Here is a 23,127-nt window from a genome sequence, read left to right on the forward strand (position 1 = left end):
AGTAAGGAACCTGAATCGGCTCGCTGTTCCTTGAGCGCAGGCGCTTGGTTGTCTAGTTTGAGTCCAGTCCAGCGAACTCCAGCACCTCGGGTAGCCATTGTGCAAAATCCGACAGCCCATGATCGCTGCCTGGGACGATGCGTTGGCGGCAACCCGCATAGCGATCACGCATTTCGCGCCAATCGAGCACTTCGTCACCCGTGGCGGCTATCAAAAAATAGCGCTCCGGCTGAGTGATGGCGGGCACGTACGCGGTGGATAACTCGTCCACATACTCGGCCCGAAACTCGAATGGGGCGTCGGAATGATACAGGCGGTGGTGGCCGACCTGTGTGGCCAAATCGCGCGGCGCCTCGACCGCGGGATTGAGCAGCACGGCTTTGCAGTTCAGTTGTTCGGCGAGCCAGGTGGCATAGTAACCGCCCAGCGACGAACCAATAATCGTCAGGTCGCGAGGGGAGACGGCCGTTGCCAATTGGCGCTGCGCCAGGTCCATAGCCAAGTCCAACGCGGCTTTGGGGCTGGCGGGCAACTGCGGGCATTGCCAGTCGCGCTCGCCCGCTTGGCCGCGATCGGCCAGCGTTTGCGCCATCAGCCGGGCCTTGAACGACTCCGGCGAGGAACGAAAACCGTGCAGATACAGAATCATGATGAGTCCTGGCCGTGCCGTGCCTCAGTGCGTGGAGCCGGCGCGTTGCGCCAGTGCATCGAGCAGCTTGCCGTGTACGCCTCCGAAACCGCCGTTGCTCATGACGAGGACGTGGTCGCCGGGACGTGCTGCCTGGGTGACCGCGGCCACCAGAGCTTCCAGATCATCATAGCTGCTGGCGCGCGTTCCCAGCGGGGCCAGGACCTCGTCGGGGTTCCAGCCCAGCGCGTGCTTGCCGCTGCGCGCGCCAAAGCAGAATACTTGATCGGCCAATTGCAGCGATTCGGGTAAACGCGCCGCCATGGCGCCGAGTTTCATCGTGTTCGAGCGCGGCTCCAGCACGGCCAGAATGCGCGCGTCACCGACCTGGCGGCGCAGACCCGCCAGGGTCGTTTCAATGGCGGTGGGGTGATGCGCGAAATCATCATAGACCTTGACGCCATTGGCCGTCCCGCGCAGTTCCATACGGCGTTTGACACCGCCGAATCGGCTGAGCGAGTCAATGCCATCGGCAGGATCCACACCGGCATGTTCGGCAGCTGCCAGCGCCGCCAAGGCGTTCATCCGATTGTGTTCTCCGCCCAATGCCCAGCGCACGGTGCCCAAAGGCCGTCCATCGCGCAGCACCTCAAAGGCGCCATCCGCATCCGCCGGGCCGGCTTGCCAAGCGCCATCGGCGCCAAAGCTCACCGTTTCTGACCAGCAGCCGCGTGCAATGACACGGTCCAGGGCCTCGGATTTTGTAGGCAGCACAATACGGCCCGAGCCGGGGATGGTGCGAACCAAATGATGAAATTGGGTCTCGATCGCCGCCAGGTCGGGAAAAATATCGGCGTGATCGTATTCCAGATTATTCAGAATGGCCGTGCGGGGACGGTAGTGCACGAATTTTGAGCGTTTATCGAAAAACGCCGTATCGTATTCGTCCGCTTCAATGACAAACGGCCGTACGGCCGGATCGTAGCGAGCCGAGACCTTCAGATCATTGGCTACGCCGCCAATCAGAAAATTGGGATGCCGCTCAGTCGCCTCGAGGATCCAGGCCAACATGGAGCTGGTCGTGGTTTTGCCATGCGTGCCGGCGACTGCCAGTACATGGGCGCCAGGCAGAATATTGTCTCCCAGCCATTGCGGTCCCGACACGTAGCGCGCGCCGGTATCCAGAATGGCTTCCATGAGCGGATTGCCGCGCGTGACAACGTTGCCGACGACATATAAATCAGGCGACAGTGACAGCTGGTCCGCGCCGTATCCCTCGATCAGCTCAATGCCTTGCTCGGCCAACTGAGTGCTCATCGGCGGATAAACAGCAGTATCGCAGCCCGTGACGCGATGTCCGGCCGCGCGTGCGATGAGCGCCAGGCCACCCATGAAAGTGCCGCAAATACCAAGAATGTGCAGGTGCATAGATCATCTCCTCGGGCGCATTGTAGAGGGTGGCTGCCCCAAGGCGTCACCTGAGGTTATGATCAGGCCATGAATCGTCGTCTCTTTCTTTATGCCGGAGCCGCGGTAGCGGCTGCCGCGGCGGGGGGCTATGCCTATCGCGCGCGTCAATCTTCCTCCGCGTCTGCCGCCGCCCCGGGGCCGGTCGCTGCTGACCCGCTTGCCGCGTTGCGCACGCTGTCCTTGCCTGATCTGGACGGCAAGCCGCACCGCATCGACCAGTGGCAAGGGCGTCCGGTCGTGGTGAATTTCTGGGCCACTTGGTGTGCGCCATGTGTCAAAGAGATGCCCGAGTTGCAATCTTTGCAAGAAAAATACCCCAAAATTCAATTTGTGGGGATCGGCGTTGATAAAGTTGCGAACATGCGGCAATTTCTCCAAAAAGTGCCGGTTTCATACCCTCTCTTGGTGATGGAGGCTGGGGCTATTGATACCCTGCGAACGCTCGGTAATCCGGCAGGGGGGCTGCCATTTACCTTGGTTTTCGATGCAAATGGCGGCATTAACCGTAAAATACTGGGCCAAATCCAATTTGATGATCTTGACCGCACGCTAAGCAGTCTGGCCGCATGATTCCGTACCTGCCACAAGATGCCGTATAACGTTACTTTGCGACAATCTGTTGGACAAATGGTGTGAATAGGCGTAAAAAGGCGGTTTATCGACTGTTTTGCCGACACTTTGCGGCAGGTTTTCTGGCGCGACGCTCATGGCGCAACACATCCTGGTATTGCATGGCCCCAACTTGAACCTGCTGGGTTCACGCGAACCCCATATTTACGGCAGCTTGACGCTGGCGCAAATCAATCAGGGATTGGAATCCTTGGCCGGGGAGTTGGGCGTAGGGCTTACCGCATGGCAAAGTAATCACGAAGGCGCATTAGTGGATCGCATCCAGGCTGCTCGCCAGGATGGGACCGACTTTATCGTCATCAACGCGGCGGCATATACCCATACCAGTGTGGCGTTGCGAGATGCGTTGGCGGCGGTCGCAATTCCTTTTATTGAAGTACATTTGTCGAACCTGTATAAACGCGAGCCATTCCGGCAGCATTCCTATCTGTCTGACTTGGCCGTGGGCCTGATCAGCGGCCTGGGCGCAGACGGCTACGAGGCAGCAGTGCGCTATGCGGCGCGGCATTAGTCAATGCCGCATGTCGTCTGCGACGTGGCAGTCTCAGTATTTTCCTAACTTTATATACACATACGATGCAGCGCGGTCCTGTTGAAGGCGCGTTGTCAACATTAATCGGGAAGCAGCTTCTATGGATCTCCGAAAACTCAAGACCTTGATCGATTTGGTAGCTGAATCGGGCATTGCCGAGCTTGAAATCACAGAAGGCGAAGGCAAGGTTCGTATCGTCAAGTTCTCGCAGACCCTGCAACCGGTGGCTTACCATGCCCCCGAAGCAGCCGTCGCACCCGCTCCTGTCGCCGCAGCGCCCGCGGGCACTGCCGCACCGGTTGCCGAGGCCGCTCCGGTCGTGCAAGGCCATGTGGTCAAAGCACCGATGGTCGGTACTTTCTACCGAGCACCGAATCCGGGCGCCGCTCCCTTTGTCGATGTCGGCCAGACCGTCAAAGAAGGCGATCCCCTGTGCATCATCGAAGCCATGAAGCTCCTCAATGAAATCGAAGCCGACAAGTCCGGCGTCATCAAAGAGATCCTCGTCGAAAATGGCGAGCCCGTCGAATACGGTCAACCGCTGTTCGTTATTGGCTGATTGCTCCTATGTTTGAAAAAATCCTGATCGCCAACCGCGGCGAGATCGCGCTGCGCATTCAACGCGCTTGCCGCGAACTCGGCATCAAGACGGTGGTCGTGCACTCCGAGGCCGACCGCGACGCCAAATACGTACGCTTGGCCGATGAGTCTGTGTGTATCGGGCCGGCGCCGTCGCGCGAAAGCTACCTGAGCATGCCGGCCATCATCTCGGCGGCAGAAGTCACCGACTCCGAGGCTATTCACCCGGGGTACGGTTTTCTGTCCGAGAATGCCGATTTCGCCGATCGTGTCGAGAAAAGCGGCTTTGTCTTTATCGGACCGCGTCCCGAGACCATACGTCTGATGGGTGACAAGGTCAGCGCCAAGCGCGCCATGATCGAGGCCGGCGTGCCGGTGGTGCCGGGCTCCGAAGGCGCCTTGCCCGACGATCCCCAAGAAATCCTGCGCGTGGCCCGCGAAGTCGGCTACCCCGTCATCATCAAGGCGGCTGGCGGCGGCGGTGGCCGCGGCATGCGCGTGGTCTACACCGAGGCGGCCCTCTTGAACGCCGTCACGATGACGCGTTCCGAGGCGGGTGCGGCCTTCAACAATCCCGAAGTCTACATGGAGAAATTCCTCGAGAATCCTCGCCATGTGGAGATCCAGGTGTTGGCTGATGGCGGACGTAACGCTGTCTGGCTGGGCGAGCGCGACTGCTCCATGCAGCGCCGCCACCAGAAAGTCATCGAAGAAGCTCCGGCGCCCGGCATTGCGCGCCGCCTGATCGAGCGTATCGGCGATCGTTGCGCCGATGCTTGCCGCAAGATGGGCTACCGTGGCGCGGGCACGTTCGAGTTTCTCTACGAAAACGGCGAGTTCTATTTCATCGAAATGAACACCCGTATTCAGGTCGAGCATCCGGTCACGGAACTGATCACGGGCATCGATCTCGTACAGCAGCAGATACTCATCGCCTCGGGCGAAAAGTTCCTGTTGCGTCAGCGCGATATCCAGTTCAAGGGCCATGCCATTGAATGCCGCATCAACGCCGAAGACCCGTTCCGTTTCGTGCCCAGCCCGGGCCGTATCACCAACTGGCACACGCCGGGCGGTCCTGGCGTGCGTATCGATTCGCACGCCTTTAACGGTTATTTCGTGCCGCCCAACTACGATTCGATGATCGCCAAGGTCATCACGTATGGCGATACGCGTGACCAGGCATTGGCTCGCATGCGCATCGCGCTGTCCGAAATGGTGGTAGAAGGCATTTCCACCAACATTCCGTTGCATCGCGAGTTGCTGCAAGATGCCCGCTTCGTCGAAGGCGGCACCAGCATTCACTACCTTGAGCACAAGCTGGCCCAGCGCCCTTGATGCCAGGCGGGCCCTCGTGGCCCGTTTTTTTGCCGCCGGGCCGCCCCAAGGCAAAAACGCCCCCCTGGGGGGCAGCAAGCCGAAGGTGCGGCGTGGGGGCTTTTTTGCCGCCGGGCCGCCCCAAGGCAAAAACGCCCCCGGGGGGGCAGCAAGCCGAAGGCGCGGCGTGGGGGCCATTTTTGCCGTCGCCCGCGCTTTAGGCGAAAATGCTCCCTCTTTGGCTGCAAACCGGCAGACTTTTTCTGGAATACATCGTCATGCGTGAACTCGTCCTCCATTGTCTCGAGGCGCAGGCCGAGGCGCTATCTGACGCACTGCTCGAAGCCGGCGTCCTGTCGGTCTCCGTCGAAGACGCCGATCTGGGCACCGAGGCTGAACGCCCCTTGTTCGGCGAGCCAGGTACAGAACCCGACGTCCAGGCATGGGATCGCAACCGTGTCGTCGCGTTGTTGCCTGATGGGGCCGACCCGGCGCAGGTCTACGAGCAAGCCACGGCCGAGGCCGGGCTGGATCCTATCGAGCTTGGTGGCTGGTCGCTGCGCGATGTCCCCGATGCTGATTGGGTGCGGCTGACGCAATCCCAGTTTGGCCCGATTCACATCGGCGAACGCATCTGGATTGTGCCCAGTTGGCATCGCGATGATCACGCTGTGTCGGCCGCCGCGACGCAGGCCGACGATGCGATTCATATTGAATTGGACCCCGGTTTGGCATTCGGCACGGGCAGTCACCCCACGACCCATTTGTGTCTGGCGTGGTTGGAGACCGAGTTACCCGCAGGCGCGACCGTCCTCGACTACGGATGCGGATCCGGGATTTTGGCCATCGCCGCCCGTAAATTGGGCGCCGGACCGACCGATGCAGTCGATATCGATCCTCAGGCCGTGCAAGCGACGGCGGACAATGCTCGCGTGAATCAGGTGCAATTGCAGGCGCTGTTGCCAGATGGATTGGCCGAAGGCACGTATCAGGTCGTTGTCGCCAATATTCTGTCCAACCCGCTGAAGGTGCTGGCGCCGATGTTGGCGGGGCGCGTGGCGCCAGGCGGCAAATTGGTGCTGTCCGGTGTGCTCGAACGCCAGGCTGAAGAAGTCGCCGCTGCCTATGCGCCGTGGTTGACGATGTCGGTTTGGCAATCCCGGGACGGTTGGGTTTGCCTGCACGGGCAGAAAAGCTGAGCCGTGACGAGCAGGACATCGCCATGGCCATGACGACTCGTTGCCCACACTGCGGTACCACCTTCAGGGTGGTGCCAGACCAGTTGCGAGTACGCAATGGCTTGGTGCGTTGTGGAGAATGCGCGACAGTATTCGATGGCCGAGCATGTCTGGTAGCCCAGATCCCGGGCGGGGTGCCGGCAATGCCAACACCCCCCGTAACGATGCCTAGCGAGGTGTCCGGGAGATTAACTCCGCCAGAGCCAGCACCGCCAGCCGTCTTGCGAGGCCGATCAGACATTGCAAGGCATGATCCTTATGTGGACAAAGGCGGTGCCGACGAAGACGACGAGGACAGCGAGCGGGAGGTGCAGGCCGATCCTGAGTCTGTCCAGCACTATACGGCGCGTCATGTAGACCAGGACGAGGTGGTCTTCAGAATAGGCGAGCGGTCCGCTGGCATGGATGGGGATGATGACGTCGACCCGCGGGATGAGCCGGACGATCACGGACGTACTGCGGTTCTGGGAGAGTCGCGTACGCGTTATCACGGCACAACCGATGTGGGCCGCGCACCGCCAGAGTTCCTGGATTCGGATCATCAAGCACGCCGGTCGTTCTTGCGCAGCTTGTGGGGTTATGCCTGCGTCCTGGGGCTGTTGCTGCTCGCTGCGCAATTGATTTTTGTCTATCGTTCCAGCATTGCGGACATGGCGCCTCAATTGCGTCCGCTGCTTGTGCGTCTGTGCGAGCCGCTAGGGTGCGAGGTGGGCTACGCGCGGCATATCGACCGTATTGCCATTACCTCATCGTCGCTGCAGCCGCCTGCTGGTCACGCCGGTGCGCCGCAACAAGAGGCTGTGACAAAGCTGGTGCTGCGCGCATCGCTGCGCAACCGCTACGATCAGCCGCAGCCTTGGCCGGCCTTGCGCCTGGATCTGAGCGACCTTTCCGATACCGTGGTGATACGTAAAGTCTTGCTGCCCGAAGATTACCTGCCTAAAGGGCAGACGCAGCGTCCGTTTGAGGCCGGCGCGGAACTCAACATCGCTGTGCCCATCCAGGTGAGCGGCCCGCACGTCAACGGTTTTCAGCTCCATAAGTTTTTTCCTTGAAGGATAATCAGCATGACGGCTTCTGTTCTGGTTTGCGGGTCGATGGCATTCGATACCATCGCGGTATTCGAAGGACGCTTTAAAGAGCACATCCTGGCCGATCGCATCCAGTCGCTCAGCGTATCGTTTCTCGTGCCCACGATGCGCAAAGAGTTTGGCGGCTGCGCTGGCAATATCGCCTACAACCTGAAGCTGCTAGGTGGGCAACCGGTACCGGTGGCCACGGTCGGTGACGATGCCGCAGACTATATCGAGCGCTTCAACAAACTGCAGATCGATACCTCGCGGTTGCGCGTCATGCCTGGCACGTTTACGGCTCAGTGCTTTATTACGACTGATCTGGATGACAGCCAGATCGCCGCTTTTCACCCCGGCGCGATGGAGCTCTCTGCCCAGAACGATCTCACCGGCGCGAAGGCGGCTTGGGCGATCGTCGCGCCTGACGCCAAAGCAGGCATGTTTGCACACGCCGAGCGCCTGCACGCAGCGGGAATCCCATTCATCTTTGATTTGGGCCAGGCCATGCCGCTGTTTGACGGCGCCGATCTCGAGCGTATGCTGGGCCTGGCTCAGGTGTTGACGGTCAATGATTACGAAGCCGGCGTCATCGAGCAACGCACAGGCCGCAGCATGGAGCAGATCGCGGCCCAGATGCAGGCCGTCGTGGTGACACGTGGCGCTCAAGGGTCGACGCTGTTGACGGAAGGCACTACCGTACAGGTGCCGCCCGTGCAGGCTGCTGCTGTCGTCGATCCGACTGGCTGCGGCGATTCGCACCGTGCGGGCTTACTATATGGGCTGACTAGTGGCTGGAACTGGCTGGACAGCTGCCGTTTGGCGAATGTGATGGGATCGATAAAAATCGCTTCACGCGGCCCCCAGAATCATGCGCCCAGCCGGGCCGAGATCGATGCGCAATTGCGCGCGGCCTATGGAATCAGTCTGCCTGCCTAGGAACTCGGTGTTCCGAAGCCAGTCAAACTGCAGATCGTCTTGCGGGTAGGGATGGAAGTTTGAGATTATTTGCGGTGCAGCACTGCTCGATATGGCTTTGCCGCCCTGTTTAAGCGTTACAGAGTTCGACTAAAGGCCGTTCAAAAGTTGCACGCTGTTTCGCACCCGTTGTTTCCGGCCAATGCCGGGGTATTATCCGTAAAATAATTCGTGGTTACCGACCAAGGAGTCCACATGAGCCAAACCCTTTCTACTTCTGTCATCGCACCCCGTGCGGGCCGCTGGCTGGCCGTGGCTGCCGTCGTGACATCGATAGCGCTGCTGGGCGGGTGCGCGAATCGCAGCGCCTCCAGTTCCGTCTATAGCTACGATCAGGCACAGCGAGAGCAAATCGTGCGCAATGGCACGGTGACGAGCGTGCGTCCGATCACTATCGAAGAAGACAAATCCAGCGGTGTCGGTATGATTGCCGGCGGCGCATTGGGCGGTGTCGCCGGTAATGCAATCGGCGGTGGCACGGGGCGTGCCATAGCCACCGTGGGCGGCGCGATCTTGGGCGCACTCGCGGGGAATGCCGTAGAAAACCGCGCGAACCGCGCTTCGGGCTTGGAAATCACCGTCCGCCTGGATAACGGTGAAACCCGCGTCGTTGCCCAAGAAGCTGACACGCCGTTCAGCGTCGGGCAGCGTGTACAGGTGATCAGCGGCGCAGGTCCGACGCGCGTCGCCCCGTATTGATTTAACAGGCCCCAAAAACAACGCCCACCTTTTGGTGGGCGTTGTTCATTTACGGACAGATCTGAGCCTAGCGTCAGACACCGATCAAGCTGAAGGTCAGGCGAGACAACATCATCAATACGATCTGCGCCAGGATGAACAGCACCAGCGGCGAAAAATCGATGCTGGTGCGGCCGGGCAGAATACGGCGTATGGGCTCGAGCATCGGCGCAGTCAGCGTTTGCAGTAATGGCATCAGCGGCGACAAGGGATGTACCCACGACAGCACCGCCTGCAGAAACGTCAGCCAGACAATGACGTTCAACGTCCACTTTGCCACCAGCAATATCGATGCGCCCAGCGCGGCGGGCCATAAGGCGGCAGGAATCAGCGTGTGCGCAGCGATCAGCCACATCAAAATCAGATAGAGCAGGGCGGTCAACCAGGCCGCGACCAGGCTCGACCAATCCAGGGTATTGCCGGCAGGGACGAGTTTGCGGATGGGCAGCACCAACCAGTTGGTGACTTGATAAACAGCGCGAGACAGCGGATTGAACGGGTGCAGTCGCACCGCGTGGATCCAGGCGCGTCCGATCAAGGCTGCGCCAAACAGCATAAAGGTGATTTCAAGCAGGAAACGGAGCGTATCGCCGAGCATGAGAACAGTCTGCCAAAAAGAATAGTTTTAATTGTCGCATGGCCATATGGCAGTGTCGTGAGGCGGAATGCACCTCATCAAGCAAAAAGCCGCCTGGCGTGAGCCAGGCGGCTTTGAGGGTACCGCAGTAAACGGCTCCGCCCGTATTACGGACGGCCGCCCGTCGGGAAGGGCCACGACGCGGCAGGATTTACCGTGGTTTTTGCGCCTTGCGCAGCAGCTGCGGTCGGTTGCGCAGCAGGCTTTTTGGCAGCGGCTTTTTTAGCGGCAGGCTTTTTGGCTGCAGCTTTTTTCGCCGGTGCTTTGGCAGCTTTTTTAGCAGGCGCCTTTTTCGCTGCTTTCTTGGCAACAGCCTTCTTGGCTACGGCCTTTTTAGCAACGGCTTTCTTGGCGACGGCTTTTTTGACTGCCTTTTTAGCGACGGCCTTTTTAACGGCTTTTTTCGCTACTGCTTTTTTAGCAACCGCTTTCTTGGCGACAGCCTTTTTGGCTACCGCTTTTTTAGCGACGGCTTTCTTGGCAGCTTTTTTAGCGACAGTTTTCTTCACAGCCTTTTTGGCAGCCGTTTTCTTCACGGCCGGTTTCTTGGCTGCAACTTTCTTCACTGCCTTTTTAGCCGCGACCTTCTTCACGGCGACTTTCTTCACGGCCTTTTTGGCCGGGGCTTTCTTAGCTGCGGCCTTCTTGGCTGCAACTTTCTTTACCGCTTTCTTTGCGGCCTTTTTGGCTGTTGCCATGGTCATGCTCCTTAGGTTCAGGGGTCCCAGAACGTAAACCCGTGCCACCTTCCGTCGGTTAACGGACGATGCCCGGGCTATTCATCGGCGCATGCCGCTGCCCCATTCTGGCGACAGCTACTACGGTTTGCGCTAATGAATTCGGCACAGCCATTTGATATGGCCCCCGCGATTCGCGCGAGCCATCTCAAATGGCGCCAGTAGGCAACCTTTTCAGGTTGCCTACTGCTTGGTACTGCGTATTCGAATACCTGGCCGACGGAGCTGTTATCAGGGCGCTGCGCAAATCACATTGCGCGCGGCTCGCCTGAAGGTCGTCATTCCCAGCTGAGCGTACCGCCAGTCTGGTATTCGATCACGCGTGTTTCGAAAAAGTTTCGTTCCTTTTTTAGGTCGATCATTTCTGCCATCCACGGGAAGGGATTTTCTTCCTGAGGGAACAGCGGTTCAAGACCAATCTGTTGGCAGCGACGGTTTGCGATGAAGCGCAGGTAGGATTTAAACATAGGAGCGTTCAATCCCAACACACCACGCGGCATCGTGTCTTCGGCGTAAGCGTACTCGAGTTCTACTGCCTTTTGGAATAGTGCGCGGATTTCTTCGCGAAATTCCGGCGTCCACAAGTGAGGATTTTCGAGTTTGACGGTGTTGATCAGGTCGATGCCGAAGTTGCAGTGCATGGATTCATCGCGCAGGATGTACATGTACTGCTCGGCAGCGCCGGTCATTTTGTTCTGGCGACCGAGTGCCAGAATCTGCGTGAATCCAACGTAGAAGAACAGGCCTTCCATGAGGCACGCGAACACGATCAGCGATTTCAACAACGTCTGGTCGGCTTCGGGCGTGCCGGTTTTGAAGTTGGGATCGGCGATGGCGTCGATGAACGGGATCAGGAACTCGTCTTTGGCACGAATGGACGGCACTTCGTTGTAGGCATTGAAGATCTCGGCTTCATCGAGATCCAGGCTTTCGACGATGTATTGATATGCGTGCGTGTGAATGGCTTCTTCGAATGCCTGGCGCAGCAGGAACTGGCGGCACTCAGGCGCAGTGATGTGGCGATAGGTGCCCAGCACGATATTGTTCGCGGCCAGCGAGTCGGCCGTGACGAAGAAACCCAGGTTGCGTTTGACGATGCGGCGCTCGTCTTCGGTCAACCCGTTCGGGTTTTTCCAGAGCGCGATGTCGCGCGACATGTTGATTTCTTGCGGCATCCAGTGGTTGGCGCAAGTGGCCAGGTATTTTTCCCAGGCCCATTTGTATTTGAACGGCACCAACTGATTGACGTCGGTTTCGCCGTTGATGATGCGTTTGTCCGCAACTTTGACGCGATGTGCGGTGGCATCGGCGCTCGCAGGCACAGAGGCGGCTTGCGGAGCTGCCGGGGGCAGCGCCGCATCCGCGAACGCGCCCGTTGCTGCGCGCGTCGGTTGTGCAGCCGCCGCCGGCTGTCCGCCCGCTGCGGGAGCGGGGGCTTTAGCCGGTTGCGTTGCGAGGTTGTCGTCTTCCCAATTAAGCATAAATAAATTCTCCGGAGGCGGTGGTGATTACTGGCAGGCTTCGCACTCTTCGAAACCGGGATCGCCCGGCCGCATCGTGCAAACCGCCCCGAGAATTTCGGGTTCCGGCAAAACAGGGGCTGCTGCGGCCGCGACTGCTGCGGCAGTCTGGCCCGCGCTCACGGCGTTCAATTCACCGCCGCGGCCCGTCGATTTTTCAGCGCTGGTCGCGCCCAGCGTGCGCAGATAGTAGGTGGTCTTCAGGCCACGCTGCCATGCCAGCTTGTAGGTGTCGTCGAGTTTCTTGCCCGATGCGCCCGCCATGTAGATGTTGAGCGATTGTGCTTGATCGATCCATTTCTGGCGGCGCGATGCGCACTCAACCAGCCAGCGCGGTTCGACTTCGAACGCAGTGGCGTAGAGTTCGCGGAGTTCGGAAGGTACGCGATCGATGCGGGACAGGCTGCCATCGAAGTACTTGAGGTCAGCGACCATGACTTCGTCCCAGAGACCGAGTTTCTTCAGGTCACGCACGAGATAATCGTTAACGACCGTGAACTCGCCGGAGAGATTCGATTTGACGTACAAGTTCTGGTAAGTAGGTTCAATGCACGCAGATACACCAATGATATTGGAAATCGTCGCGGTTGGGGCAATTGCGATGCAGTTCGAGTTGCGCATGCCGTGTTGTTTGATGCTTGCACGCAACGCATCCCAATCGAGCGTGCTCGAATCATCGACTTCAACATGACCACCACGCTCATCGCGCAGCATCGCGACAGTGTCTTGCGGCAAGATGCCGCGCGACCACAACGAGCCTTCGTATGAAGGATAGCGGCCGCGTTCTTGCGCGAGTGTATTCGAGGCCCAGTATGCGTAGTAGCACACGGCTTCCATCGAGCGATCTGCGAATTCAACGGCGGCTTGCGAAGCATACGGCACGCGCATCATCTGCAGGCAATCTTGGAAACCCATGATGCCCATGCCGACCGGACGATGGCGTTCGTTCGAGTCTTTGGCTTTCTTGACGGCGTAGTAGTTGATGTCGATCACGTTGTCGAGCATGCGCATGGCGATGCTGACGGTACGCTTGATCTTGTCGTGATCGAGCTCGTAGCCACCGGCGGCTGCGGGTTTCATGTGCGCGACCAGGTTCACCGAACCCAGATTGCACACGGCGATTTCCGAGTCATTGGTGTTCAGCGTGATCTCGGTGCACAGGTTCGAGCTGTGCACGACGCCGATGTGCTGCTGCGGCGAACGGATGTTGCACGGATCTTTGAAGGTGATCCACGGATGGCCGGTTTCGAACAGCATCGACAGCATCTTGCGCCACAGCGACACGGCGGGCATCTTCTTGAAGAGCTTCAGTTCGCCGCGTTCGGCTTTGGCTTCGTAGCCCAGGTAGGCTTGTTCGAATGCCTTGCCGTACTTGTCGTGCAGGTCGGGGCAGTCGGACGGCGAGAACAAGGTCCATTCGCCATTTTCCATGACGCGCTTCATGAACAGATCGGGAATCCAGTTCGCCGTGTTCATGTCGTGCGTGCGGCGGCGCTCGTCGCCGGTGTTTTTGCGCAGTTCCAGGAATTCTTCGATATCCAGGTGCCACGTTTCCAGATAGGTGCAGACGGCGCCCTTGCGTTTGCCGCCCTGGTTCACAGCGACAGCGGTGTCGTTGACGACTTTCAGGAACGGCACAACGCCCTGGCTTTCACCGTTGGTGCCCTTGATGTGGCTGCGCAGGGCACGTACCGGCGTCCAGTCGTTGCCCAGACCGCCGGCGTATTTGGCCAGCAGTGCGTTTTCCTTGATGGCGTCGTAGATGCCTTCCAGGTCATCGGACACGGTGGTCAGGTAGCACGACGACAGTTGCGAGTGCAGGGTGCCCGAGTTGAACAGCGTGGGCGTCGAGCTCATGAAGTCGAACGAGGACAGGATCTCGTAGAACTCGATGGCGCGTGCTTCGCGATCGGTTTCGCGCAGCGCCAGGCCCATGGCGACGCGCATGAAGAAAACTTGCGGCAATTCGATGCGAGTGCCGCGGATGTGCAGGAAGTAGCGGTCGTACAGCGTCTGCAGGCCGAGATAGCTGAACTGCAGGTCGCGGCGCGAATCCAGCGCGGCAGCGATGCGCGCCAGATCGTATTCGCCCAGTTTGGGGTCGAGCAGGCCGCCTTCGATGCCACGCTGGACGAAGGTGGGGAAATATTCCGCATAGCGCGTCGCCATGCTGGCTTGCGAGACTTCTTCGCCGAGGACTTCTTTGCGGATCGTGTGCAGCAACAGACGTGCCGTGACCTGGCTGTAGGCCGGATCTTTTTCGACGAGCGCGCGAGCAGACAAAATCGCGGACTTGAAGACTTCGTCGACAGGGATGCCGTCGTACAGGTTCTTGACCGTTTCCTTCAGGATGGTCTCGGTGTCGATGAATTCGCTCAATCCTTCGCCGGCGGCCTCGATGGTGGCACGCAATGCGCTCAGGTTCAGCGGGCTGCGTACACCGTTTTCCACCACGTTCAGATGGCTGGTCTCGCCTTGCGACGGCGAGGTGAGGCTGCTTTGCCCTTGGGTGGCGGCGCGTTCTTGCGCGCGTTTTTCGCGATACAGCACGTAGGCGCGCGCGACATCATGCTCACCCGAGCGCATCAGGGCCAGCTCGACTTGATCCTGGATGTCTTCGATATGGAAGGTGCCGCCATTGGGGCGATTGCGCACCAGCGCGTTGACTGCTTGCGTGGTCAGCGTTTCGACCAGCTCGCGCACGCGCGCGGACGCGGCGCCTTGGCCGCCATTGACGGCCAGAAAAGCCTTGGTCATCGCAATAGCGATTTTGCCGGGCTCAAAGCCCACAACCGAGCCATTGCGTCGGATGACGCTATAGCTGGCCCATTGGCCACCGTTCGCGTCGGCTGATTTAACAGCAGTTTGGGAGGGCGGCTCGGCGGAAGGCCGGGTCACAGAGGCGATCGTCGTCTGCATGGAAGCTCCTGTGGAAATAACGTAAAAGGACACGGGCGTGGTCCGTGTCGGGGGCTAAATGTGTCTAAATGCGTGAGGGTCGAGCTGAGCGGGGAGAACACCCGGCCGCGCCAGAATGAAGTGAATCTGGCTATGTTTTGACCACTACATATAGTGTACCACCCCTCGTATGACACTAATTCTAGTGATCAATGGGAGAAAGGCACAAGAAGAAGCTGTGAAGGGCGGATTAATTAATCGTGACAAAATGCGAAGCACGCGCCAATCAGGCGCGTGCGGCGTAGTGATTACTTCAGGTCATTATTTTACGCGCGTCTGCGCACAGAAATCTCGGTCATGGCCGGCAGGCCGTAATGTTGCAGTTCCTGTTGCAGAGCATTGCGGTATTGCGCCACATTGGCAATTTTGACATGGCCGAAACCCCGTATCTGGTCGGGCAGCGCAGCAATCTTGGCCGCTTGAGTCAGATTGGCGGGCGACAAGTGCTCGAGCAGGATGTCCACTGTCTGGCGATATTGCGCGATCAGCTCGCGCTCCATCCGGCGTTCCTCGCTGCGGCCAAAAAGGTCCAGCCACGTGCCTCGCACGCGTTTGCAACGAGCCAGGACTTTCATCACGGTCATCGTCGCAGGGCCCAGGGAAATCTTGCGCGGAATGCCCGTATGGGGGTCCTTGCGTGCCAGCAGGGGCGGCGCCATGTGAAAGCGCAGGGTGTAGTCTCCTTCGAACTGTTCGCGCAATTGCTGTTGGAACGTGCCGTCTGTATATAGCCGGGCGACCTCGTACTCGTCTTTGTATGCCATCAGTTTGAACAGATTGCGGGCTACCGCGATGGCCAATCGCGGTGAGCGCGAGGACGGTGCTACCTCGCGTTCGCGTTGGGCCACGCGTTCGACCAGTTGCTGATACTGGCGCGCATACTCGGCGTCTTGGTAAGCGGTCAGGTCGCGAACCCGGCGCGACACCATGCGCTCGAACGACTCGGGAATGTGCAGTTGGACGACCTGGCCCGCGGGGCGCAATGCGGCCGCCAGCGCTTTGGGATTGTGCGCGGCGAGCCGGCCGGCTTCGAAGGCCTCGCGATTGGCCTGTACCGAGACGCCATTGAGCTCGATGGCGCGGACCAGCGCAGCATGCGACAGCGGCACATGGTTGCGCTGCCAGGCGTAGCCCAACATGAACATATTGGACAAGATGCTGTCGCCGAATAACGTCTGTGCGGCGTGATGAGCGTCCAAGGCGGCGGTGTGGCTGGCGCCGACCGCGTGCTGGATTTTGGCTAGCAAGGCGTCGGGCCGCAGTGCCGCATCGGGGTCGCGGGTAAATTCGGAAACGGGTGCAACGTAGGTGTTGATCACGGTTTGCGTGTGCGCATGCCGTAGGGCGCCCAGGGCATCAGGGGCCGTCGCGGCCACCGGATCGCACAGAATCGCCGCGTCGGCTTGTTGCCAGTCCAGTCTGACAGGGCCATTGGCAGCATGCGCGGGGGCCAACCGGATATGGCTGATGACCGTGCCGCCCTTTTGCGCCAGGCCAGTCAGATCCAATACCGACGCTGAGAGACCTTGCAGATGGGCGGCCATGGATACGATCGCCCCGATGGTGATCACGCCGGTGCCCCCCATTCCCGCGACCAGCAGGCGGTAGGGCTGCGTCAGAGTCTCAATGGAGGGCATGGGCAGCGCAGCAGCGTCTTGGTGCCATGCAGCGGCCGTCGCCCTGGCGTTCGACGTTCCGTTGCCTGCCGTGGCCGTTGCCGGATTCTCGCGCGGCGCAGCCTGCTTGCGCAGTTTGCCGCCCATGACCGACACAAAGCTCGGGCAAAATCCTTCGGCACAGGAATAGTCTTTGTTGCAGCTGGACTGATCGATGGCGCGCTTGCGCCCATAGGGTGTCTCCATGGGCACGATCGATAAACAATTGGATTGCGTCCCGCAGTCGCCACAGCCTTCGCACACTGCGCTATTAATCAGCAGCCGGCGCGCGGGATCGGGAAATTGTTGTTTTTTGCGGCGACGGCGTTTTTCGGCGGCGCAGGTCTGGTCGTGAATCAGGACCGTGACCCCTTTGGTCTCGCGCAGTTCGCGCTGCAAGGCATCCAGTTCGCGCCGGTGATGCACTGTCACGCCGGCGGGTAATTCGACGCCCCGATATTTGTCGGGCTCGTCGGTGGTGACGACGATCCGGGCAACATTCTCGCCGCGCAGTTGTTGGCAGATCTGCGGCACGGAGATCGGTCCGTCTACCGGCTGCCCGCCCGTCATGGCGACGGCATCGTTGAACAGAATCTTGTACGTGATGTTGGCCCGCGCCGCGACGGCCTGCCGGATCGCGAGGTAGCCGGAATGGTAGTACGTACCCTCGCCCATGTTCTGGAAGACATGGGGCATCTCTATATAGTTAGAGAGTCCAATCCAGTCGACGCCTTCTCCGCCCATCTGTGTCAGGCCGGCTGTATTGCGGTCCATCCATGCAGCCATGTAATGACAGCCCACTCCTGCAAGCGCCTGGCTGCCTTCGGGGACTTTGGTGGAACTGTTGTGCGGGCATCCCGAGCAAAAGTAGGGGCGACGGCGCATGCCATCGGCGTCATTGGACAGCGGCGCCGCGCAAGTCAGCGTTGCAGGAACGGACACGTGGTGCAGCCCCGCCGTGCGTGTCAGCCATGCGGCCAAGGGCGCTGCCAGCAGTGAGGGGCGTAATTGACCGGCTGACGGAATCAAGGGCTCGCCGTCCCAGCCGGTCTTGCCTGCGACCGTCGGGCGCTCGGGACGGTTGTAGAGCAGATCTTTGATCTGGCTTTCGACGACCGCGCCTTTTTCTTCGATGACCAGGATGTGCGACAGCCCATGGGCGAAATCAAATAGACGTTCGGCATCGAGCGGCCAGGTCAGGCCCGGTTTGTAAATACGCACGGGACTATCCGCGGCGTGAGGATTGATGCCCAGATGCGCCAGTGCTTCCAGTGTGTCGAGATGTGCCTTGCCCACGGTGACGATTCCCACCGTGGCGTGCGGTGCCGGACAGACGAGTTTGTCGATACTATGACGGCGCGCAAAAGCGCGTACGGCTTTCAGGCGGGTTTGCATGCGCAGTTCGACCGCGGGGGACAGAAAGTCGCGTGCGGTGTACTCCAATGCCTCGGGCGGCAATTGGGGATCGGCAGGCATGTCGTAGTTTGCGATGGGAGCGGGAGTATAAGACTGGCCGCTCTCGATGGTTTCGGAGACGGCTTTGAATGCAACCCACGCGCCGCTGTGGCGCGACAAGGCCCAGCCCCAGAGGGCAAAGGTCTCGTATTCGTCGATCGAGGCAGGATGCACGATCGGCATTTGCCAGCCGATCAGCGAGGCCTCGCTCGCATGGGGAATGGATGACGATACGGCGGTGTGATCGTCGCCGACGACCACCAGCACGCCGCCATGACGCGAGGCGCCGGCGGCGTTGCCGTGATGCAGGGCGTCGCCCGCGCGATCTACGCCGGGGCCTTTACCGTACCACAGCGCAAACACGCCATCGACTTTGCGATCATCGCGCACGCCCGCCTGTTGAGTGCCCATGACGGCGGTGGCCGCCATGTCTTCGTTGATGCCCGGCAGAAAGGTGATTTGATGGGCGTCGAGGATGGGCTTGGCTTTCCACATGGCCATGTCCACGCCGCCTAGGGGCGAGCCCCGATACCCCGAAATAAAGCCTGCCGTATTCAACCCGAGCTCGCGATCGCGGCGACGCTGGGCCAACAGGATACGTACCAACGCTTGCGTGCCTGTCAGAAAAATGCGGCCGTTTGTGCGGGTGAGGTTGTCCTGCAGTTGATAGTCCAGATCCAGCGCCGGTTCGTCTGCCGGGGCCGGATCCAATGGGGTGCCGTCCATGATTTCGCTCCTGCCTATTATTACGATCATCATAGGTGCGCACGGATGTTGATTTATTGCGTTATCGGATCGTGTAATCCCTATAATTCGAAATAAACATTTCGTTTTGGCTCGGAAAAGGGAAAAAATGGACAAGACAGATATTGGTATTCTGAGAGCCCTGCAAGAAGACGGCAGGGCGTCGGCTCAGCAACTGTCCGAGCAGGTAGGCTTGTCCACTGCGCCGGTGTGGCGCCGGGTGAAGGCGCTGGAGGCCGCTGGCGTGATCCTGGGCTATTCGGCCCAGGTCGACCGCACCAAGGTCGGGTTGCAGGGGTGTATGTTCGCGCAGATCAGTCTCGAACGGCATTCGGCCAGCACGGTAGAGAATTTCGAGCGCTCGGTGCGCAATGCGCCCGAGATCCTGGAGTGTTATGCGGTTACGGGCGACTCGGATTTTCTGTTGAAGATCCTGGTGGAAAGCCCGGAGGCGTATGACCGGTTCCTGCATCGCTTTCTGTTCAATCTGCCGGGCATTCGTCAGACCCGCACGATTGTTGCTCTTCGCGAGATCAAGCACGAAGTCCGTCTGCCCCTCGATGCCGCATGAAGTTGGCAGCATGATGTCGGTCGTTTGGAGTTTGTGACGTGATGTTGGCGGCGTGATCGCGCGGATTGCATGAAACAAGGACGCGATCGCCCTCGGAATAACGGCGATCCTCGATAGCAAAGTCAAGATTTTCGTGCTCATTGTTTGTTTCCAGACTGTTGCGTCTACACCGCATTCCCGCTATTGCTGCATTGCATCCTGAGCACGCCCTCATTAGAGTCGCACCTGCAAATGCGCAGGGATAGATCCGCTATGCAGCGGTGTGATGCGCGTGCGTTTCGAGGGTGTCATGAAGAGTGTGTGGCGGTATCGCGGTTTTGTGGTGGCGGGTGCAGTGTTGACGTTGGCGGGATGCGTGACGAAGAAAGCGCCCGTTGAACAGGTTTCTGTTGCGCCTGAGGCGCCTCGGCCCATCGTTTGCTCGCCGGCAGAGGCAGGCAGTCAGTTGGTTGGTACATGGCAGTCCAATACGCGCCCTCGCGGCGTGGCCGGTGATTTTCGTGCGCTGATCGTGCTGGGGGCTGATGGCTCGATGGCCTATGACACCCAACTGAAGGTGGGCAAGCGTATTCGTCCAGGTTTGCGCGAGGCAGGCTGTTGGCAGGTCGCCGATGGGGTGATTACCTTGCAGACGATCAAATCCAATGGAGAGTTGATCGATATGGACGATCCCATCTATCAGAACCGCTATCGGATCGAGAAGACCGAGCCGAGCCGTTTGACGCTGCGTGAATTGCGCAGTGGCGGGCAGTCTATTACGGCGCGTCGCATGCAACCGGGTTATCGTTTACCTTATTGAGATGTCCTCTCCACATTCTCAGAATCGAGCGATTCTCTTGCTGGCGCTGGCGGCTTTCGTCAGCGCCAGTGCTTTTCGTATTTGCGATCCGATGTTGCCGCGGCTGGCAGCCGAGTTTGGCACGTCGACCGGGCAGGCAGGTGCTACCGTCACGGCATTTGCAGTGGCGTATGGCTTGCTGCAGATGTTTTTCGGGCCCGTGGGAGATCGCTACGGCAAATTTCGCGTCGTTGCCATCGCAACATTTGCGTGCGCCATCGGCAGTATGGGGGCGGTGATGGCGCCGAACCTGGATGTATTGATTGTGTGCCGTGCATTGTCCGGTGCGGCTGGCGGCGGCATCGTTCCGTTATCGATGGCGTGGATCGGCGATAACGTACCTTACGAGGAGCGGCAGGCGACCTTGGCGCGCTTTCTGACAGGTACGATTTTGGGAATGGCGATGGGCCAGTTGGCCGGTGGCTTGATTACCGACACGATGGGATGGCGCTGGGCCTTTGCGTTCTTGGTCGTGGGGTATGTGGTTGTCGGTAGCCTGTTGTTGCGCGAGGTCGGGCAACAAGCTGCGCAGCGGCGGTCGGCGGCCGCGGCAGGCGCGACGACGGCGACTCAATCCGCTCCGCGGCATGGCTTTGTCGCCCAGGTGCGTACCGTGTTTGGCGTGCCATGGGCGCGCGTTGTCCTGGTCACGGTGTTCCTGGAGGGGCTGCTGGTGTTTGGCTCCTTGGCATTCGCGCCTGCCTATTTGCACGACCGATTTGGCTTGTCATTGTCGGCGGCCGGCGCTGTGGTAGCGGTGTACGCCTTGGGCGGATTGCTTTACACGCTGGTGGCGGGACGGGTGCTGCGTTGGTTGGGAGAACGAGGTCTCGCCGCTGCAGGCGGTGTCGTCCTTTGCGTCGCCTTTCTTGCATATTGGCTCGGCCCGGCATGGGGATGGGCAGTGGCGGCGAGCGTGCTTGCTGGCTTTGGCTATTACCTGCTGCATGCGACGTTGCAAACCAATGCGACGCAGATGGTGCCATCAGCGAGAGGAACCGCCGTGGCATGGTTCGCCTCATGCTTGTTCATGGGACAGGCAGTAGGGGTGGCGCTGGCTGGCGTATTCGTGGACGTTGCAGGCGCTGCCGTATTGTTCGGTACGTCGGCGGTATTGCTGCCTCTCTTAGGAGCCAGCTTTGCGTGGGCGTTAAAGCGCCGTGCGCAGGCGAAAACCGGCGAGCCGGTGGTTCAATGAAGGCATGAATCAACACCGCGCGTCAGGATCGCAATGGTGTCATGTATGCGATCCAAGGTGTCCGTGTCGATCGAAGACATCGGGTTGAGCCTCGGCACTGCGCCTTTTGCGTTTGCGCAATCTTTGGAATGAAAAAGGTGCCGCCAAATCGTTGGCAGCACCTTTTTGGCGTCAGGAGTTCCGGTTGGGCGTGTCTATTCAGATTGCGCCCAAGCGCTGCAAGACCGTATCTTTTCCAATCAAAGCGAGCACTGCATCCACTGCCGGCGTCTGGGTCTGGCCCACGACGGCGACACGCAACGGAATCGCCAGTTGCGGCATTTTGAGGCCGCGATCGGCCAACACGGCCTTGATGAGCGCAGTGATTCCCTCACGTGTCCAGTCCGTGTCTGCGGCGCGTTGAGCAAAGTCGGCCAGGGCTTCGCGCGCAGCCGGGGTCAGGTGTTGCTCCACCAGTTCGGCCGGTGCTGGCGTGAACGGTTTGCAGAACAACATCGCCGATTCGGCCAATTGCTCCAGCGTTTCGGCACGGTCTTTCAGTAGTCCCATTGCCGCAGGCAGGTCAGTGGCGGCGGGGTTGCCGCCACGTTTTTCAATGCGCGGGGCAACGCGGGCGGCCAACTCGGCATTGTCCATCTGCTTGATGTAGTGCGCATTGACCCAGTTCAGCTTTTTCGGGTCCCATTGCGATGCGGATTTGGACAGATGATCGGTGTCGAACCATTGCACCAATTGTTCGCGCGTGAAGAGTTCGTCATCGCCATGGCTCCAGCCCAGGCGAGACAGATAGTTGATCATCGCTTCGGGCAAGTAGCCTTGCGCGTCGTATTCCATCACGTTGACGGCGCCATGGCGTTTGGACAGCTTTTCGCCGTCGGGGCCCAGGATCATCGGCACGTGACCGTATTCCGGCACCGTGGCGCCCAGCGCGCGCAAAATGTTGATCTGGCGCGGCGTGTTGTTGACGTGATCGTCACCGCGCAGAATATGCGTCATGCCCATGTCCCAATCGTCGACCACCACGCAGAAGTTATACGTAGGCGTGCCATCGGGGCGAGCAATGATCAGGTCGTCGAGTTCGCCGTTTTCAAAGCTGATCGGGCCTTTGACCATGTCGTTCCAGCTGGTCGAGCCCTCTAGCGGGTTCTTGAAACGCACGACGGGTTTGCGGCCTTCGGGGATGGGGGGCAGTGTCTTGCCCGGCTCCGGGCGCCAGGTGCCGTCGTAACGCGGCTTCAATCCTTTGGCGCGAGCGGCTTCGCGCATTTGCTCGACTTCCTCGGGCGAGCTGTAGCAATGATAGGCCGTCCCGGCTTTCAGCATTTGTGCGATGACTTCGCGATAGCGGTCCATACGCTGCATCTGATAGAACGGGCCTTCGTCCGGTTGCATGCCCAGCCAGTCCATGCTGTCCAGAATGGCCTGTACTGCCTCGGGCGTGGAGCGCTCCAGGTCGGTGTCTTCGATGCGCAGCACGAAAACACCCTGGTTGTGGCGCGCAAACGCCCATGAAAACAGCGCGGTGCGGGCGCCGCCCAAATGCAGAAAACCCGTGGGCGATGGGGCAAAACGGGTGCGGATAGGGGTCGAGGTCATAGTCAGCAGGAAAAAGCGTGGCAGGCCGCCGCGACAGGGCG

Annotated in this window: 19 protein-coding genes; 11 read left to right on the forward strand and 8 right to left on the reverse strand. The window is 59.8% G+C overall.

Going from position 1 to position 23,127, the window contains the following annotated elements; genetic code table 11:
- Positions 1-52 precede the first annotated feature (52 nt).
- Both CAL20_RS03865 and mpl read right to left on the reverse strand, forming a co-directional pair.
- Positions 53-652: a YqiA/YcfP family alpha/beta fold hydrolase gene (locus CAL20_RS03865; RefSeq protein WP_179266617.1), complete on the reverse strand. Its 600-nt coding sequence runs from the start codon at positions 650-652 to the stop codon at positions 53-55.
- Between the two features lie 21 nt (positions 653-673).
- Entirely contained in the window at positions 674-2,056 is a 1,383-nt protein-coding gene (gene mpl / locus CAL20_RS03870) for a UDP-N-acetylmuramate:L-alanyl-gamma-D-glutamyl-meso-diaminopimelate ligase (protein ID WP_094837227.1), read from the reverse strand.
- A 69-nt stretch (positions 2,057-2,125) separates the two neighbouring features.
- Here mpl and CAL20_RS03875 point away from each other — a divergent pair, with 69 nt between their 5' ends.
- From CAL20_RS03875 to CAL20_RS03910, 8 genes are all read left to right on the forward strand, one after another.
- Entirely contained in the window at positions 2,126-2,668 is a 543-nt protein-coding gene (locus CAL20_RS03875; protein ID WP_094819766.1) for a TlpA family protein disulfide reductase, read from the forward strand.
- A 136-nt stretch (positions 2,669-2,804) separates the two neighbouring features.
- Complete coding sequence (gene aroQ / locus CAL20_RS03880) at positions 2,805-3,239, forward strand: type II 3-dehydroquinate dehydratase (RefSeq protein WP_094819767.1); 435 nt, start codon at positions 2,805-2,807, stop codon at positions 3,237-3,239.
- 121 nt (positions 3,240-3,360) lie between these two features.
- Positions 3,361-3,819, forward strand: a complete 459-nt coding sequence (accB, locus tag CAL20_RS03885; RefSeq protein WP_094819768.1) for an acetyl-CoA carboxylase biotin carboxyl carrier protein — start codon at positions 3,361-3,363, stop codon at positions 3,817-3,819.
- 8 nt (positions 3,820-3,827) lie between these two features.
- Positions 3,828-5,174: an acetyl-CoA carboxylase biotin carboxylase subunit gene (accC, locus tag CAL20_RS03890; RefSeq protein WP_094819769.1), complete on the forward strand. Its 1,347-nt coding sequence runs from the start codon at positions 3,828-3,830 to the stop codon at positions 5,172-5,174.
- A 257-nt stretch (positions 5,175-5,431) separates the two neighbouring features.
- The gene (prmA, locus tag CAL20_RS03895) at positions 5,432-6,352 is read left to right on the forward strand and encodes a 50S ribosomal protein L11 methyltransferase (RefSeq protein ID WP_094819900.1); all 921 of its coding nucleotides are present in this window, start codon (positions 5,432-5,434) and stop codon (positions 6,350-6,352) included.
- Positions 6,353-6,375: 23 nt separating this feature from the next.
- A complete protein-coding gene (locus CAL20_RS03900) occupies positions 6,376-7,446 on the forward strand; it encodes a DUF3426 domain-containing protein (RefSeq protein WP_094819770.1) in 1,071 nt (356 codons plus the stop codon).
- 12 nt (positions 7,447-7,458) lie between these two features.
- Entirely contained in the window at positions 7,459-8,400 is a 942-nt protein-coding gene (locus tag CAL20_RS03905; protein ID WP_094819771.1) for a carbohydrate kinase family protein, read from the forward strand.
- 234 nt (positions 8,401-8,634) lie between these two features.
- Positions 8,635-9,138 (forward strand): glycine zipper 2TM domain-containing protein, encoded by a 504-nt coding sequence (locus CAL20_RS03910; RefSeq protein WP_094819772.1) that lies wholly within the window; start codon positions 8,635-8,637, stop codon positions 9,136-9,138.
- 73 nt (positions 9,139-9,211) lie between these two features.
- On the opposite strand, the gene CAL20_RS03915 is transcribed toward CAL20_RS03910, so the two are convergent.
- From CAL20_RS03915 to CAL20_RS03935, 5 genes are all read right to left on the reverse strand, one after another.
- Entirely contained in the window at positions 9,212-9,775 is a 564-nt protein-coding gene (locus CAL20_RS03915; protein ID WP_094837228.1) for a YggT family protein, read from the reverse strand.
- A gap of 146 nt (positions 9,776-9,921) precedes the next feature.
- Complete coding sequence (locus CAL20_RS03920; RefSeq protein ID WP_094819774.1) at positions 9,922-10,512, reverse strand: histone H1-like DNA-binding protein; 591 nt, start codon at positions 10,510-10,512, stop codon at positions 9,922-9,924.
- Between the two features lie 317 nt (positions 10,513-10,829).
- Entirely contained in the window at positions 10,830-12,032 is a 1,203-nt protein-coding gene (locus CAL20_RS03925; protein ID WP_094819775.1) for a ribonucleotide-diphosphate reductase subunit beta, read from the reverse strand.
- 27 nt (positions 12,033-12,059) lie between these two features.
- A complete protein-coding gene (locus CAL20_RS03930; protein ID WP_094819776.1) occupies positions 12,060-14,990 on the reverse strand; it encodes a ribonucleoside-diphosphate reductase subunit alpha in 2,931 nt (976 codons plus the stop codon).
- A 305-nt stretch (positions 14,991-15,295) separates the two neighbouring features.
- Complete coding sequence (locus CAL20_RS03935) at positions 15,296-18,850, reverse strand: indolepyruvate ferredoxin oxidoreductase family protein (RefSeq protein WP_373558272.1); 3,555 nt, start codon at positions 18,848-18,850, stop codon at positions 15,296-15,298.
- Between the two features lie 142 nt (positions 18,851-18,992).
- Between CAL20_RS03935 and CAL20_RS03940 the strand changes: the two genes are divergently transcribed.
- The 3 genes from CAL20_RS03940 to CAL20_RS03950 all read left to right on the forward strand — a co-directional run bounded on the left by CAL20_RS03940 (position 18,993) and on the right by CAL20_RS03950 (position 21,490).
- Entirely contained in the window at positions 18,993-19,454 is a 462-nt protein-coding gene (locus tag CAL20_RS03940) for an Lrp/AsnC family transcriptional regulator (RefSeq protein ID WP_094837230.1), read from the forward strand.
- 289 nt (positions 19,455-19,743) lie between these two features.
- Entirely contained in the window at positions 19,744-20,253 is a 510-nt protein-coding gene (locus CAL20_RS03945; RefSeq protein WP_094819901.1) for a hypothetical protein, read from the forward strand.
- A 1-nt stretch (position 20,254) separates the two neighbouring features.
- Positions 20,255-21,490 (forward strand): MFS transporter, encoded by a 1,236-nt coding sequence (locus tag CAL20_RS03950; RefSeq protein WP_094819779.1) that lies wholly within the window; start codon positions 20,255-20,257, stop codon positions 21,488-21,490.
- Positions 21,491-21,688: 198 nt separating this feature from the next.
- Here the strand turns inward: CAL20_RS03950 and gltX are convergent, their stop codons facing one another.
- A complete protein-coding gene (gltX, locus tag CAL20_RS03955; protein WP_094837231.1) occupies positions 21,689-23,086 on the reverse strand; it encodes a glutamate--tRNA ligase in 1,398 nt (465 codons plus the stop codon).
- Positions 23,087-23,127 lie beyond the last annotated feature (41 nt).

It is taken from the genome of Bordetella genomosp. 4 (assembly GCF_002261185.1).
Lineage (GTDB): Bacteria > Pseudomonadota > Gammaproteobacteria > Burkholderiales > Burkholderiaceae_B > Bordetella_A.